The 14040-nt window shown below is 67.5% G+C and carries 16 protein-coding genes; 9 read left to right on the top strand and 7 right to left on the bottom strand.

The annotated features are described in order from the left end of the window. Nucleotides 1-127: 127 nt before the first annotated feature. Nucleotides 128-304, top strand: coding sequence for a hypothetical protein (locus ACPCUW_RS04215; RefSeq protein ID WP_086006963.1), 177 nt, complete (start codon nucleotides 128-130; stop codon nucleotides 302-304). Between the two features lie 29 nt (nucleotides 305-333). Next, nucleotides 334-627: a 4a-hydroxytetrahydrobiopterin dehydratase gene (locus tag ACPCUW_RS04210; protein ID WP_030514860.1), complete on the top strand. Its 294-nt coding sequence runs from the start codon at nucleotides 334-336 to the stop codon at nucleotides 625-627. 6 nt (nucleotides 628-633) lie between these two features. Here the strand turns inward: ACPCUW_RS04210 and ACPCUW_RS04205 are convergent, their stop codons facing one another. Continuing rightward, nucleotides 634-1974 carry a mannosyltransferase gene (locus ACPCUW_RS04205; protein WP_423423790.1) on the bottom strand — a complete coding sequence of 447 codons (1341 nt, stop codon included), beginning with the start codon at nucleotides 1972-1974 and terminating at the stop codon, nucleotides 634-636. A 285-nt stretch (nucleotides 1975-2259) separates the two neighbouring features. Between ACPCUW_RS04205 and ACPCUW_RS04200 the strand changes: the two genes are divergently transcribed. Both ACPCUW_RS04200 and ACPCUW_RS04195 read left to right on the top strand, forming a co-directional pair. Continuing rightward, nucleotides 2260-3138: a hypothetical protein gene (locus ACPCUW_RS04200; protein ID WP_227462863.1), complete on the top strand. Its 879-nt coding sequence runs from the start codon at nucleotides 2260-2262 to the stop codon at nucleotides 3136-3138. Between the two features lie 198 nt (nucleotides 3139-3336). Continuing rightward, nucleotides 3337-3651 (top strand): hypothetical protein, encoded by a 315-nt coding sequence (locus ACPCUW_RS04195; protein ID WP_063012524.1) that lies wholly within the window; start codon nucleotides 3337-3339, stop codon nucleotides 3649-3651. Nucleotides 3652-3680: 29 nt separating this feature from the next. On the opposite strand, the gene ACPCUW_RS04190 is transcribed toward ACPCUW_RS04195, so the two are convergent. The 3 genes from ACPCUW_RS04190 to ACPCUW_RS04180 all read right to left on the bottom strand — a co-directional run bounded on the left by ACPCUW_RS04190 (nucleotide 3681) and on the right by ACPCUW_RS04180 (nucleotide 6438). Beyond that, complete coding sequence (locus ACPCUW_RS04190) at nucleotides 3681-4412, bottom strand: DUF1906 domain-containing protein (protein WP_423423718.1); 732 nt, start codon at nucleotides 4410-4412, stop codon at nucleotides 3681-3683. Between the two features lie 215 nt (nucleotides 4413-4627). Continuing rightward, nucleotides 4628-5758, bottom strand: coding sequence for a hypothetical protein (locus tag ACPCUW_RS04185; RefSeq protein WP_030514855.1), 1131 nt, complete (start codon nucleotides 5756-5758; stop codon nucleotides 4628-4630). Between the two features lie 71 nt (nucleotides 5759-5829). Next, on the bottom strand, nucleotides 5830-6438 hold the full coding sequence (locus tag ACPCUW_RS04180) for a CHAP domain-containing protein (RefSeq protein WP_423423717.1): 609 nt from the start codon (nucleotides 6436-6438) through the stop codon (nucleotides 5830-5832). 178 nt (nucleotides 6439-6616) lie between these two features. Here ACPCUW_RS04180 and ACPCUW_RS04175 point away from each other — a divergent pair, with 178 nt between their 5' ends. From ACPCUW_RS04175 to ACPCUW_RS04160, 4 genes are read left to right on the top strand one after another with little or no spacing between them, the layout of a single operon-like run. Beyond that, nucleotides 6617-7267: an ABC transporter permease gene (locus ACPCUW_RS04175; protein ID WP_082856882.1), complete on the top strand. Its 651-nt coding sequence runs from the start codon at nucleotides 6617-6619 to the stop codon at nucleotides 7265-7267. Further along, entirely contained in the window at nucleotides 7260-8450 is a 1191-nt protein-coding gene (locus ACPCUW_RS04170) for an ABC transporter ATP-binding protein (protein WP_423423716.1), read from the top strand. Before ACPCUW_RS04175 ends, ACPCUW_RS04170 begins: the two co-directional genes overlap by 8 nt. Then, complete coding sequence (locus ACPCUW_RS04165; RefSeq protein WP_063012402.1) at nucleotides 8447-9202, top strand: ABC transporter permease; 756 nt, start codon at nucleotides 8447-8449, stop codon at nucleotides 9200-9202. The genes ACPCUW_RS04170 and ACPCUW_RS04165 overlap by 4 nt, the downstream gene beginning before the upstream one ends. Then, entirely contained in the window at nucleotides 9199-10191 is a 993-nt protein-coding gene (locus tag ACPCUW_RS04160) for a glycine betaine ABC transporter substrate-binding protein (RefSeq protein ID WP_423423715.1), read from the top strand. Before ACPCUW_RS04165 ends, ACPCUW_RS04160 begins: the two co-directional genes overlap by 4 nt. A gap of 2 nt (nucleotides 10192-10193) precedes the next feature. Here the strand turns inward: ACPCUW_RS04160 and ACPCUW_RS04155 are convergent, their stop codons facing one another. Both ACPCUW_RS04155 and ACPCUW_RS04150 read right to left on the bottom strand, forming a co-directional pair. Beyond that, nucleotides 10194-10757, bottom strand: coding sequence for a hypothetical protein (locus ACPCUW_RS04155; protein ID WP_227463024.1), 564 nt, complete (start codon nucleotides 10755-10757; stop codon nucleotides 10194-10196). A 192-nt stretch (nucleotides 10758-10949) separates the two neighbouring features. Continuing rightward, complete coding sequence (locus ACPCUW_RS04150) at nucleotides 10950-11615, bottom strand: GNAT family N-acetyltransferase (protein ID WP_423423714.1); 666 nt, start codon at nucleotides 11613-11615, stop codon at nucleotides 10950-10952. Nucleotides 11616-11957: 342 nt separating this feature from the next. On the opposite strand from ACPCUW_RS04150, the gene ACPCUW_RS04145 reads away from it, so the two are divergent. Beyond that, a complete protein-coding gene (locus ACPCUW_RS04145) occupies nucleotides 11958-12512 on the top strand; it encodes an HAD domain-containing protein (protein ID WP_423423713.1) in 555 nt (184 codons plus the stop codon). Here ACPCUW_RS04145 and hpnE read toward each other — a convergent pair. Then, nucleotides 12509-13867 (bottom strand): hydroxysqualene dehydroxylase HpnE, encoded by a 1359-nt coding sequence (gene hpnE / locus ACPCUW_RS04140; RefSeq protein ID WP_423423712.1) that lies wholly within the window; start codon nucleotides 13865-13867, stop codon nucleotides 12509-12511. The genes ACPCUW_RS04145 and hpnE overlap by 4 nt on opposite strands. Nucleotides 13868-14040 lie beyond the last annotated feature (173 nt).

Here is a 14040-nt window from a genome sequence, read left to right as displayed (position 1 = left end):
CGACCCGCGCCGTAGCGGGTCCGAACAAGGCAGGTGGACTGATCTCACCGGACATGCGGCCAGCTACACAGTACCGAAACCCGGTCGGCCACCGTTTCCGGCATCATGGTTGGTTACCCTGGGCCGCATGGGCAAGGTGAAGGCCAAGGAGGTCGCACACCTCACACCGAAGAAAAAGTGCTGCCGCAAGAAGAAGCGCTGCCTGAAATGCCCTGTCGTGGTCTCGAAAATGAAGAAGTGCCAGGCCGCCGGGGTCAAGGGCAAAGATCTCAAAAAGGCTCTCAAACTCGCGCGTGCGGCCTGAGCCGCGACCGCTGGGGTAGAACCGAAAGTATGAGTACCCCATTGCTCTCCGACAGCGAGATCGCCACTGGGTTGCGCGAACTACCCGCCTGGACCCACACCGGCAGCAGCATCTCCCGAACCGTCGAGGCCCCGTCCTTCATGGCCGGCATCGAACTGGTGCGACGAGTGGCCGAATCCGCCGAGAAGGTCAACCACCACCCCGATATCGATATCCGGTGGCGGCGGGTCACCTTCACCCTCTCCACCCACTCCGAGGGCGGCATCACCCGCAAGGATCTCGCGCTGGCCGGCCAGATCGACCGCCTCGCCGATCAGAGCTGAACCGGCCTAACCCGCCACCGAACCCGCCGCGACCGCGGGCGCCGGCACCGGTGTGCCCGGCCGCCCGCGCTGCGCGCCCGCCCAGATGATCCACAGATAGGTCGCGACCACGCCGAAAACGTAGATCGCACCCAGCCAGGCCAGGACCGCCGGGCGGGAGATCTCCCAGATCGTCGGCTGGAAGAAGGTCAGGATCCACGGGATGCCGACCAGCGTGGTCACCAGCCAGAATCCGGCCACCACCCGCGCCCCCGCGATCGAACGCAGCGGACCGTGCACCAGCCACATCATCAGCGGCAGCAACCACACCCAGTGGTGCGACCAGGAGATCGGCGACACCATCAGCCCGAACAGCTGCACCACCAGCAGCACTCCGAGCCGATCGCCGAAATCGACCGCGCGCCAAGCGAACCAGGCCAGCACCACGGTCAGCAGCACCGCACCCAGCCACCACGGCCCGAACGGGATGCGGTGCCCCGCCACATACCAGGGCGCTCCCGCGTCGTGGCCGAGAATGCGGCTCAGCGCCCCGCGCAGCGACTGGTTGACCACCGAACCGACCGGGCCGATGCGGTTGGCGTCACCGATCAGCGGCCCGAAATAGGTCCGGGTCTCCGACGGCGAGATCAGATAACTCACTCCGATCGTCGCCGCGAACACCACTGCCGACCACACCGCGGCCGCCCACCGCCGCTGCGCCAGGAAATACAAACCGGTGATCCCCGGCGTCAGCTTGACGCCCGCGGCCACACCCACCAGCAGCCCCGACAGCCACCAACGGGCGGAGTACGCCGCCGCCAGCCCGGCCAGGAGCAGGAACACATTCACCTGTCCGTAGTCCAGCGTCGTCCGCGTCGGCTCCAGCCACAGCCCCAGCGCGGTCCACAGCATCGCCGCCGCCCGCCGATCCGACTCCGCCGCCGAACCCGGCAAGAGCGCGAAAGCGATCCGCACCGACGCGTACAGCGCCACCACGATCAACCCGAACCACAGCAGCGTCACCAGCCCGAACGGCAGGAAATGCAGCGGATAGAACACCACCGCGGCGAACGGCGGATAGGTGAACGGAAGCGGGAAATTCGGAGTCTTGTCGGCATAGACGAAGTCGTAGAGATGCCCACTGCCCAAATTGGCCGCGCCCTCGACGTATACGCGCAGGTCGACCACGTCGAGCCCGTGTGGAAGCACGAACATCAGCACCAGACGGGCCACGACCGATACGGCCAGAACAGCCCCGGCCACGCGGATGTCGGCCAAACGGAGGTGTCGGGTCACGGGCTGTAATTCTGCCCTCGCTTCCCGGCGTGCGTAGCCCCGGGCATACGTCGACGACGTGTCCACCCTCAGCAGGTCTCGGCCCGCCTCGATCTTGGACTGAGCGGAGGAGGGAAAAATCGAGGCCCAGGGGGCCGAGACCCCGCCGAAGCGAAGCGGAGGCCAAAGATACAGGTTATGTTCTGATAACGCGCCGTGCGGGGTGATCGGAATTGCCGAGCGGTGCAGGCAAGATCACACCCATGGCTGTACAACACGGCGGCACTGTCTTTAGAGTGTCGCGAAGCGATGCCCGCATCGCACGATGTTCTCGCATCACATGACGAGGTAACCCCGAGGTTAAGGACGGCAACACCAGTGCTTCGCACCAGAGGAACGCGGTTCGCATTGTCCGTGCTGGCCCTGACAGCCGGCGCGACACTCGCCGCGTCGACGATCGCGGTTGCCGAACCGGCACCGAAGGCCCAGGCCGTTGATGTTCCGCTGGTCCCGGAGGGCGTTCCGGTCGACGCGATCGCATCGCTGGCTCCGGCCATCGTCGGCGCTGCCGCCCAGGCGGGCAACATCGCCTCGCCGGGCGCTCAGACCATTCTCGATCAGGCGATCCAGCTACTCGAGCAGTCCAATCTGCCGCCGCAGGTCAAGCAGACGTTGCAGGCCATCGTCGCCTTCCTCAACGGCAGCGGTGGCGGCGGTCCCGAGATCCCGAAGAACGGTCCTGCCATCGCGCAGTTCCTGTACCCGACCATCGGCAAGGACTGCATCGGCCCCGGCTCCGACTCGGTCGGCACCGCGCTCGCGGTTCCGGGTCCGGCCGAACTGCCCCCGCCCGGACCGGCCGCCGGTCAGGCCGGCTTCGTGTTCACCGCGCTGGGCACCAAAGGTCTGACGCCGCAGCAGAATCCGCCGATGACGGTCCAGTGGTACAACCTGGACAACCACCGCGGCGGCACCGTGGCGCTGACCGACGAGGCGCACATCAACCCCGACGGTCCGGCCACCCTGTCGGCCATCGTGGACACCGGCCCGGGTCGCGTCGTCTCGGTGATCGCGGGTTCCCTGACCACCCAGCCGGCCGCCGATCAGGCGCCGATCACCTGCTCGTTCCTGCCCACGCTGGGCCTGTTCACGGTGGCGTCGGGCCCCGCCCAGGCCGCGGCTCCGGTGAACCCGGCCGGCACGGTGCCCGCCGCGCACGCGGTGCAGCAGCCCGCAGCGGTACGCCCGCAGAACTGATCTCGAGCTCCCGACGGCCCGGAGATGTCGCGAAGGCGACACTCCGGGCCGTTTGCTGTCAATGCGTCGTGGGATGTCCCCGACTGTGGTAGACCGCTAGGTATGTCGACTGTCGATCAGCTCGAACGGTCTGCACCCGTCACGTCGGACACCGGCGCCGTCCCCCGCGGCCGGCGTGGGAAAGCCGGGCATTCGGTGATGTCGCGACGCTCCTACCGATCGGTGTTGTCCACCCGATCGCATCGCTCGATCCTGTCGTTCCGATCCGAACGGTCGATCCTCTCGATCGGCTCGGCCTACTCCGTTTTGTCGATCGGCAGCGTCGGATCGGTGCTGTCGGTCGGTTCGGTGGGCTCGTTCTTCAGCCTCGGCTCGGCGTTCTCGGGCCTGTCGCGATGGTCGCTGCTGTCGTGGATGGGTGTGCGCGACGCACCCGAGGCGCGCCCGGCACTGACGGTCGTCCCGGACGAACCCGATCTGCTCGCCGACCCCACCTGCCACTGCCAAACGTAGGTAGCTGCCGATTCACCGCGCGCTGGTGATCACCACTGCCCGTACTGCGCGGTGAGGATGTTGTTCACATCCACTCCCACCCCGTCGACCGTGCGATCGTCGATCTCGACCTGATGCAGATTCGCTGCCGGGTGCACGAACCCCTTCGGCGTCCCCCAATTGTGTTGCCAGTACCAGGAACCCAGGTCGGCGACCTTGGCCAGTTCGATGGTCGGCGCATTGGCGTAGACGCCGACATTCTCGTTGCCGAGCACCGATTTCCAGCCCTCGAGGTACGGCGCGATGAGGGTGGCGAAATCGACCGGCGTCGGATTGTCGTCGATGGAGGCGTAGATCGGCACCCCGTCCGGGCCGCCGGCCTCGCGGTGCAACTGCAGACCGCGGTCGGCGTGACGCTTGCCGGCCTCGAGCCCGCCCTTCCAATCCGCGGTGGCACCCTTGCCGAACTGGTAGCACGACACCACGGTGAGCCCGGCCGCGTGCAGCGCGTCGACCTCGCTCGCGCGCAACGGCTTTCCCACCATCCATTCCGCGCCCGGGCGCCGGTCGGAGACATAGCGAATCGCGCCGGCATGTCCCGCGGCGCGGATCGCCGCCGCGTCGGGCACGCCGCCGGCATAGTCGAGCAGGGTGCCGAGCACGTTGTCGGCGGAGGCGGTCGGCGCGAGGACGGCGGGTGCGAGCGCGGCCAGACCGGCTGCGGTCGCGGCGGCACCGGCATATCCGAACAAGGTGCGGCGGGTCATCGGAACGGAACGCATCGAAAACTCCTTCGCGCTGCAGCGATATAGAGATCTCACCTGATGCCGGCCACCCCGCGGACCGGTGGAAATGCAAGCGTGTCCGGCGCGCCTTCCCCGACGACAACACTGCTGTCATCCACGCGCCGGAAGCCTCGAACGTGGACTCATTTCACCACATGCACATATGAACCGCTAGGCCAATCCGGTCACATGAACACCACAAGTAACAGGTGTCAGGAGGTGGCCGCATCGATCCGGCCGGCGACGTCGATGGTGCGGCCCCGAGGATCGGCCAGTTCCGCACGAATGACCTGGGCGACCTGCGCGGCGATCTGGCGGCGGATCTTGCCGACCGACCCCAGCACCTTCGCGCGCCATCCCTCGGCCTGCAGTTCGACGGCGACATCCGCGCTGCGCGGCGGGGTCACATCGATCACGATGAGCAGCGGTTCACCCGCCCGCGCCACCAGGAGCAACCCCACCTCCACCTCGGCGCGATAGCGATTCGCCTTGAGCACGTCGACGGTGATGTCGAGCCCGACCGGAATGGTCAGATCGAACGACACCGGATGGTCGCCGTCCCGCCGGGCCAGCCGCGGCATCCGCACGGCCCCCTGCACCTCGACCGTCGCCGCCTCACCGGGCCCGGTACGCAGCGGACCCACTTCGACCGCGCGACCGGCCAGACCTTCCACCACGTCGCGGACCCGATCCGGGGTGACGATGAGCGGGAAGAAACGCCGGCCGAACTCGGCGTAGTCGATCCATTCGAAGTCCGTGCGCAGCACATGCTCCGAACGCGTGCCGTTCATGATCGCCTCGATGTCGAACACCCGGCCGCGTCGAGCAGCGGGATCGGCGAGCATGGCGTTGAGCCGGCTCGCGACCTCACGCTGAACCAGAGTGGCGATCGGGTCGAGCAGTACGTCGACGGCGGCGCCGACCGCCTCCGCGCGGACGGCGAAACTCACGTCGCGCGAGCGCACCCGCGGAATGTCGATGACGATCAGCAGCGGATCGGCAGTTCGCGCGTGCAGGGTGAGGTCGATCTCGACGGTGGCTTCGATCCGGAACTGCTGCCCACCGAGAGTCACCGTGAGGTGCATCGACACCGGCACCCGGACCTCGAAGGTGACATGCGGTTCGCTGCGGGCGATCACCGGCTTGCCGACCTTGCCCTCCGCCACCAGCCCGGCCAGCCCCGCCGGACCGATCGAGAACGGCCCGATACTCATTCCCCGTCCGGCCATCCCGGACACCGCGGCCTCGATCCGATCCCGGTTGACCGCGTGCACCACGAAACGTTCACCGAAGTCGGAGTAGTCCATCCATTCGGTCTCGTCGTGCGCGCCGGGCTCTGCCATCTGCTCCCACTCCTCCACCGATCACCTGCACGCAGATCCCCGTCGATCGCCCAACGGTGGACGAAAACGTTTCACATCTGGCCGAACCCGACGATACCGCCAACCGCCGCCGGGTCGTAACGGTGAATGCGCAGCGAACCGCGCTCGTTACCGCCGATCGTGGTCAGAGTGTGGTCACCGGCCGCCAGCACGATATTCGTGTGCTGTCCGAACGGACTGCCGGGCGCATAGATCACCACATCGCCCGGGCGCGGCGAATATCCGGAACCCAGCGCCGAGAATCGGCCGTTCGCTTCGAAATACTCCTGCAGCGTCGCCACACCGGGAATCCGCCACGATCCGGAATTCGGATTGGACAGCGGCCGGCCGGCCTGACGCATGGTCCAGCTGACGAAATCGGCACACCACGGCTCATCCGCGCCCTGTGCGTATTTGGGTCCGTCGCCGGGGTGTGCGTATTCCGTGCGCAGGACCGCGACGATGCGACCGCGATCCGAATCCAGCGCGCTCACATCGATATCCGGGAAATCGTCGAGCCGCTGCCCGGCGATGGCGGCGGTGCGATCGTGCCACCAGGGCGGAGCCACCACGACTCCCGCTGCCAGCGCGCCGATCACCACCAGCGCCGCCGACAACACCCATCGAGTACGCCCGAGCCTTCGAGCACCTGTGGCACTCATGAATCCCTCCGTCCCCGACCGGAAATCGGCCTCCTGAGGTATAGGACGTACGAGGGACCGTCAGGGTTCCGCCGCCTCCGGCGCCGGTACACACACGCCGGTCTCGCTCGTTTCCTGCGCCCGCGCCGCGGGATCGATAGACTGCTCGGACGCCGCCGAGCTCTGGGAGGTCATCGCCCTGGATACTCTGTGGACCTTTCTGGTGGACCATCGCAGACAACTGCTCACCGATTCCTATCTGCATGTTTCGGCCGTCGTGCAGTCCGTGCTGATCGCGACCGCGGTGGCGGTGTGCCTGGGTGTCGTCGTCTATCGCAGCCCGTGGGGTTCGGCGGCGGCCACCGCGGCGGCGAGCATCGTCCTCACCGTGCCCTCGTTCGCGCTGCTGGGACTGCTCATTCCCGTGCTGGGCCTCGGCGTGCGGCCGACGGTCACCGCGCTGGTGCTGTACGCGCTGCTGCCGATTCTGCGCAACACGATCATCGGGCTGGCATCGGTGAATCCGGCGGTCTCGGACGCCGCGCGCGGGGTCGGCATGAACCGCGCCCGGATCCTCGCCCGGATCGAAATGCCGCTGGCGTGGCCGTCGATTCTGGCCGGAATGCGGATCAGCACCCAGATGAGCATGGGCATTCTGGCGATGGCCGCCTATGCGAAGGGGCCGGGTCTGGGCAATCTGATCTTCACCGGCCTGGCCCGGCTGGGCAGTCCGACCGCCGTCCCGCAAGCACTGTCCGGCACGGTGCTGATCATCGTGCTGGCCCTGCTGCTCGATGCCGTCCTCGTGGGCATCGGCCGGCTCACCACCTCGAGGGGAATCCGTGACTGATACCGCGACCGCCGACCGCACCGACCACGAACCCGCGGAGATCGTGCTCGACGCGGTGACCAAACACTATCCGGGCCAACGTGATCCGGCGGTGGACCGGATCTCGCTGACGATTCCGGCGGGTGAGATCGTGGTGTTCGTCGGCCCCTCGGGCTGCGGTAAGACGACCACGATGCGGATGATCAACCGCCTGATCGAACCGACCTCCGGCACCATCACCATCGCCGGGCGGGACGTGACCGCGGTGAACCCGGACCGGTTACGGCGCCGGATCGGCTATTCGATTCAGCAGGCCGGCCTGTTTCCGCATATGACGGTGGCCCGCAACATCGCCACGGTTCCGGGACTGCTCGGCTGGGATCGTGGCCGGGTCCGGGCGCGCGTCGACGAGATGCTGAATCTCGTGGGACTCGACCCCGAGACGTTCCGCGGCCGCTATCCGCGCCAACTGTCCGGCGGCCAGCAGCAGCGAGTCGGTGTCGCCCGCGCGCTCGCGGCCGATCCGCCGGTACTGCTGATGGACGAGCCGTTCGGCGCGGTCGACCCCATCACCCGCGGACTGCTGCAGGACGAACTGCTGCGGCTGCAGACCGAACTACACAAGACGATCGTCTTCGTCACCCACGATTTCAACGAGGCCGTCAAGCTCGGAGACCGAATAGCGGTGCTCGGCAACAATTCCCGCGTCCTCCAGTACGACACCCCGGCCGCGATCCTCGCCGGGCCCGCCGACGAGACGGTCGCCGGTTTCGTCGGCGCCGACGCCGCACTCAAACAGCTCACGCTGGTCCGGGTCGCCGATGTGGAACTGGGCAGCTGCGTCACGGCCGCGCAGGACGATCCGGTCGACACGCTGCGCGCGGCGCTCGCCGCTCAGGAGTGGAAGTGGGGGCTGATCCTCGACTCCGACCGCCGGCCGCTGCGCTGGGTATCGGAACCGCAACTGGCGCAGGCACGCTCGCTACACGACGCCGGCGTTCCGGTGACCGGCACGGTCACGGCGGATTCGACGCTGCAGGCGGCACTCGAGACGCTGCTGGCCGAAAGTACCGCCAATGCCGTCGTGACCGGGCCGCGCGGTGAATACGCAGGCCTGGTCGCGATCGACACCCTGGTCGCACACCTGTCGCGCACCCGCGCCGAACACGAAGCGGCCGCGGCGAATTCGGGCGACCGGCCATGAGTCCCGTTCAGCGACACGAGCGCCGCGCCGACCGGATCCGGTTGTTCGCCCAGCCGGTGCTGGCCGTGGCCCTCGCGGCCGGCGTGCTGGTGTGGGCCTTCGACCGCACCCTCACCGCGACGCAGCAGGCCAGTATCAATCCCACCACGATCGGCACCGTGGTCCGCCAGCATGTGGCGATCACCGCGACCGTGGTGCTGATCGTCGTCGTGGTGTCGGTTCCGTTGGGCACGTTGCTGACTCGGCCACGCTACCGGCGCCTCACTCCCCTGTTCGTCGGCATCGCCAATATCGGTGCGGCGGCGCCGGCGATCGGCCTGATCGTGCTCACCTATCTGTGGACCGAGCAGACCGGCTTCTGGGTGGGTGTCGCGCCGATCGCCTTCTACGCGCTACTTCCGGTGCTGCGCAATACGATTCTGGGATATCAGCAGGTCGATCCCGCACTCGTCGACGCCGGACGAGGACAGGGCATGTCGGCGATGACGGTACTGCGCCGGATCGAATTCCCGCTCGCGGTGCCCTACATCCTGGCCGGGCTGCGCACCTCGCTGGTGCTGGCCGTCGGCACGGCCACGCTGTCGTTCCTGGTCAGCGCCGGCGGTCTGGGCATTCTGATCGACACCGGCTACAAACTGCGCGACAACGTGACGCTGTGGGTGGGAGCGATTCTCGCGGTGGCCCTCGCACTGCTCGTCGACTGGCTGGGGGCGCTGGCCGAACAATTCCTCGGACCGCGGGGGCTGCGATGAAGCGGCGAGCACGGCACCTCGGACGCAGCGCGGCCACCGCGGCGGCGACGCTACTGGTCGCCGTGGTCGCCGCCTGCGGTCTCGAGGCCGGGGGCGCCATCCCGCTGCCGGTCGGGCCGGGCAGTATCGAGCCGATTCCCGCCCTCGACGGTGTGCAGATCACCGTGGGCTCCAAGGATTTCACCGAACAGAACATCCTCGGCTACCTCATCGAATTCGCGCTCACAGCGGCCGGAGCTCAGGTCCGTGACCTCACCAATATCACCGGATCCAACAGCCTGCGCGATGCGCAATTGCACGGACAGGTGGATGTCGCCTACGACTACACCGGGACCGGATGGATCAATTATCTGGGTAACGAGACACCGATTCCGGACTCCACCCGGCAATTCGAGGCGGTGCGCGATACGGATCTCGCACAACACGGCGTGGTGTGGGCCGATCCGGCGCCGATGAACAACACCTACACCATGGTCACCAATGCGGACAGTGCCGCCCGCACCGGCGCGAAGACGATTTCCGACTATGCCCGTCTGGTGAATACCGATCCGAGCACCGGATCGACCTGCCTCGGTACCGAATTCAGCGTCCGGCAGGACGGATTTCCGGGTCTGGCCCGCAGTTACGGTATCGACCTCGGCAAGGTGCACAAGCAGATCATGCAGGATTCGCTCGTGTACTCGGCCACGGCGAACGGGACCTGTCAATTCGGCGACGTCACCGCGACCGACGGCCGCACCAAAGCACTGAATCTGGTACAGCTCGCCGACGATCTGAACTTCTTCCCCAAATACAATGCGGCACTGGTGATGCGGAAATCGTTCGCCGACGCGCATCCCCAGGTGGCGCAGGTCATGGCGCCGATCTCCCCGCTGCTCACCAACGAGACGATCACCGAGTTGAACCGCAAGGTCGACGTCGACGGCGCCGAACCGGCCACCGTCGCGCGCGATTGGCTGATCCGGCAGGGATTCGTCACCGCGGGCTGAGATCAGGCGAGTGCCGTGCGCACCGCCAGCCAGCGGCCGCCCGGGTCGGCGTAGCCGTGGTACATCAGCGGAATCCGTTGGTCCACACCGAAATAGCGGAAGACCGCCAGCATCGCCTGCCGCACGGAGTAGTCGGCGAAATCGTCGATGCGGCGCGGACCGATGGCACGTTCGGGCAGTGCGGCCAGTCGCGCCATCTCCTCCGGATCGCACACGTCGAGGCCCATCGGCCCGTCGGCGATGTAGTGATCATGGAAGATATGGCGCATCACCGAGGTATCGGAGCGTCGAGAAACGCAGGGCAGCAACCGGATTGCCGCACCGGGCAGGCTGGGCGCTTCCAGGGCGGCGGTCAGCTCGGGATCCGCCGCCGGCACATCACGCACCGGAACCTGTTCGAGCAGATGCAGCATGGAGGCGCCCCGCACCCGCGGCTCGGGCACCAGGAACAGACTCACCATCGGGCCGGTATGGGCGGCATCGGTCAGGCATATCCGCGTATGGGATCGATCGTGCGCTCGCGGCGCGGCGGGGGTGGACGGGGGCGTGGGGATCCGGTCGGACATGCGGTCTCCTGGAGGGGAGGGCGATCGACCCTCCGCGAACGCGCTGGTACAAGGTCCGAAGCATGCGCCGGCCGCCGAGTTACCCGACTCGGACCGATCTCCTCGACGTCCGACCGTTGTGCCATGAATTATAGGAGCCGGGGGCACGACGCGATATCCGGAATTCGTTATCCGGTTGCTTCCGGGGTGCGATCAGGCGTTCAGCAACCGGGGCAGACCGGCCAGCTCCGAGTCGATGCGCCGGCGCACCGCCGGCCATTCCTCGTCCAGGATGGAATAGAACGCGGTACTGCGCACGGTTCCGTCCAGACCGCGCGAATGCGCCCGGCGGACGCCGTCGCTGGTCGCCCCCAACCGCTCGATCGCCATGCGCGAGCGCATATTTCGCACATCGGCGCGCAGCGCGATCCGGCGGACCCGCCACACGTCGAAGGCGTGCTCGAGCAGCAACAATTTCGATTCCAGATTGATACCGGCGCCGCGCGCCTGCGAGCAGAGCCAGGTATTGCCGATCTCGGCGGCGTCGGGCACCGCGAGCAGCGGATCTCCGGTCGGCATACCGTGCACGATCGGCCACACCAGCGGCCCCTGCCAGTAGTCGAAGCGGTTGAAGCGCGTCGAGCCCAGTACCCGGTTGTCGGCCGTCGCGACGACCGCGAAGGCCAACGCCGAACCGACGGCGTGCGCCGCCGCGGCCTGTGCGACGTAGTCCGCGGCCTCGGCCCGGCCGTGCGGTACGGGGGTGAACGCGAACGCATCGCGATCCTCGGCGCCCGCCTCGGCGAGCCCCGGAACATGGTGCGGTGCCAAAGGTTCCAGCCGCACGTGGCGGCCGGTCAGGATGACGGGTGCAGGCACGTTCCCTCGATCTTTCGGGACGGACTCCGGTAACGCCCAACGATCGTCACACCGGCCCACAACGCTCCGGATCGACGACCAGTCCTGGCGCGCCGGCAGCAGCATCGGACAGTGAGATGAACGATAACCGAACGTGTGCCGTCGAGAATGCAGGTCTGGCGTAAATTTAACGGGATTGCTCGCGTGTCGCTCGGCGCGTCGCAGACGGCCCGCCGGGGCGGTTCCCGAGGCGATTTTCGGTGCGTTCGCCCCGGTTATCGGGTCGACACGAAACCGTTGCCGCGAGTGGCGGACTCATCCGCAGGTGCCGTCGTAGCCTGGGATGAGCGAACGGGGGGCGTCATGACCGAAACATCACGGGCCGCGATCCTGCTCGATGTCGACGGCCCCCTCAATCCCTACCCCCGGGCCACGCACCCACCCCCGCACGGCTACCGACCTTATGTGTTGCAGCACAGCATCATTCCCGCGATTCCGCCCATCGATCAGCAGGTGCTGCTCGACGCGGCCGTCGGCTCGCGGCTGCTGGAACTGGCCGAGATCACCGATGCCGAACTGGTGTGGGCGACCGCGTGGGAATATGCGGCGAATACGGTCCTCGGTCCCGTCCTCGGCCTGCCGCCGCTGGAGGTGATCATCTTCGAGGACACCGGAATTCGGCATCGCGAGGGCCACCACGGCAAGCTTCCGACCATCGACCGCTGGGCCGGACGCCGGCCGCTGTGCTGGTTCGACGACGAATTCCAGCACGCCGACCAGGGCTGGGCCGAGCGCCGCACCGCCACCGTAGCCCCGACCCTGCTCGTCCCGGTCGATCGCCACACCGGTTTGACGCCCGACCACCTCGAGCTCGCCCGGGCGTTCCTGGAGCCGCTTCGCGGGCCGCGAACTCGCTAGAGCGGCGGCAGTCGCAGCAGCGCCGCCACCGCCTTGGAGGCGCTCTGAACAGCGCTTTCCATGGTGGCCGACCAGTCGGTGCTGGTCCAGTCCCCGGCCAGCATGAGAGTGGGCACCGAGGTGCGCTGATCGGGTCGCAGGCCGTCGGTGCCGAGGGCCTGGGAGAAGGTCGCCTTCGGCATCTTGACCACGTGGCCGTGCACCACCCGCGCATCGGCCGCCTCGGGGTAGTAGCGGCGCAGCAGGTCCATCTGCTCGTCGATGATGTCGTCGCTGCTCTTGTGGATCTGTTCGTAGGCGCCGCTGGTGGTCAGGCAGTACAGCCAGGTGCCGTTCGGTTCGCGGCCGTGCATGCGCTGGCGGTCGAACACCTCGTCGATCACTCCCGTCCCGCCGATGATCGCCTCCATCGCACTGCGGGTGCCGAGCGGCCGGTCCAGATACAGATTGGTGCTGACGATCGGCGTAGCACCCAATTTGTCTGCCGCGGCGTAGATTTCGGCGTGTTCGGGGAGATCGTCGAGCAGGCCGTGGATCCGGGAATTGGGTACCGCACAGATCACGGCATCGGCCGGGACCGTGGTGCCGTCCACCAGATCGACACCGGTCACCGCGCCGTCCACGATCCGGATCCGGTCCGCCACCGCGCGATAGCGGACCTCGACTCCGTGGCGGCGGAACACCTCCTCCGCACCGGTGATGTAGAGCGTATCGAGGTCGACGGTCGGATAACCGATGGTGACCGCACGCCGATCCCGCACTCCCAGCCGGATGCCGGTGGCCAGCACATCGGCGAAGACCTTCGCGCACTCCCGCTGCACCGGCTCGGCGGCGATGCCCAGCGCCAGCCAATCCCACAGCGCCTCACGCGCTTTCGCGGGCATACCGATGCGCTCGAACCACTGCTCGGTGGTGATGTCGGCCAGATCCGCGGGCTGGAACAGACACTGCAGCCCCAACCGCATCGTCGCCCGCGCCGCGGCCAGCCGCTCGCCGAACCCGGCATCCGGATGTGCGCCCAGCAGTGTACCGAAGGCCCGAATACCCCTGGTGTGCAACGCCGTTGCGCGTCCGCCCGGCCAGCGCAGCGTTCCCCCGGTGGGAAATTCCAGATATTTCTCGGTGCCGATGCTCGCCAGATACCGGAAGAGGTGGTGGTAGCCGCTGGCGATCACGTGCTGACCGTTGTCGGGCGTATCACCGACCTCGGCGACCGTCATCGCCTGGGTACGGCCACCGAGCCGGGCCCGGCGCTCCAGCAACGTCACCCGCTTCCCGGCCTCGGCCAGCCAGACGGCCGACGCCAGCCCGGCCAGACCACCGCCGATCACCACGAACCGACGAGCGTCGTTCATTCGTACCTCCGTGCGCGACAGCGGGTTTCGACCGCGGCGGCCTCGATCCGAGGGCCGAGCCGCACCGAGCCGGTTCCGATCACTGTAGGCAGCCGGACATCGACGGTCAACGGTGAGTGAAGAGTTGTCACATTCTCTCGCCCAACTGATGGGAAGCGACGACGCCGGATGCC

Source organism: Nocardia sp. AB354 (assembly GCF_049538315.1).
Taxonomy (GTDB): domain Bacteria; phylum Actinomycetota; class Actinomycetes; order Mycobacteriales; family Mycobacteriaceae; genus Nocardia; species Nocardia nova.
This window is presented reverse-complemented; position numbering and strand designations above follow the sequence as displayed.

What these genes read in the sequence shown, in the direction of transcription:
- ACPCUW_RS04215 (WP_086006963.1), top strand. Translation starts at nt 128, where the DNA reads ATGGGCAAGGTGAAGGCCAAGGAGGTCGCACACCTCACACCGAAGAAA.
- ACPCUW_RS04210 (WP_030514860.1), top strand. Translation starts at nt 334, where the DNA reads ATGAGTACCCCATTGCTCTCCGACAGCGAGATCGCCACTGGGTTGCGC.
- ACPCUW_RS04195 (WP_063012524.1), top strand. Translation starts at nt 3,337, where the DNA reads ATGTCGCGACGCTCCTACCGATCGGTGTTGTCCACCCGATCGCATCGC.
- ACPCUW_RS04190 (WP_423423718.1), bottom strand. Translation starts at nt 4,412, where the DNA reads ATGCGTTCCGTTCCGATGACCCGCCGCACCTTGTTCGGATATGCCGGT.
- ACPCUW_RS04185 (WP_030514855.1), bottom strand. Translation starts at nt 5,758, where the DNA reads ATGGCAGAGCCCGGCGCGCACGACGAGACCGAATGGATGGACTACTCC.
- ACPCUW_RS04180 (WP_423423717.1), bottom strand. Translation starts at nt 6,438, where the DNA reads ATGAGTGCCACAGGTGCTCGAAGGCTCGGGCGTACTCGATGGGTGTTG.
- ACPCUW_RS04165 (WP_063012402.1), top strand. Translation starts at nt 8,447, where the DNA reads ATGAGTCCCGTTCAGCGACACGAGCGCCGCGCCGACCGGATCCGGTTG.
- ACPCUW_RS04160 (WP_423423715.1), top strand. Translation starts at nt 9,199, where the DNA reads ATGAAGCGGCGAGCACGGCACCTCGGACGCAGCGCGGCCACCGCGGCG.
- ACPCUW_RS04155 (WP_227463024.1), bottom strand. Translation starts at nt 10,757, where the DNA reads ATGTCCGACCGGATCCCCACGCCCCCGTCCACCCCCGCCGCGCCGCGA.
- ACPCUW_RS04145 (WP_423423713.1), top strand. Translation starts at nt 11,958, where the DNA reads ATGACCGAAACATCACGGGCCGCGATCCTGCTCGATGTCGACGGCCCC.
- hpnE (WP_423423712.1), bottom strand. Translation starts at nt 13,867, where the DNA reads ATGAACGACGCTCGTCGGTTCGTGGTGATCGGCGGTGGTCTGGCCGGG.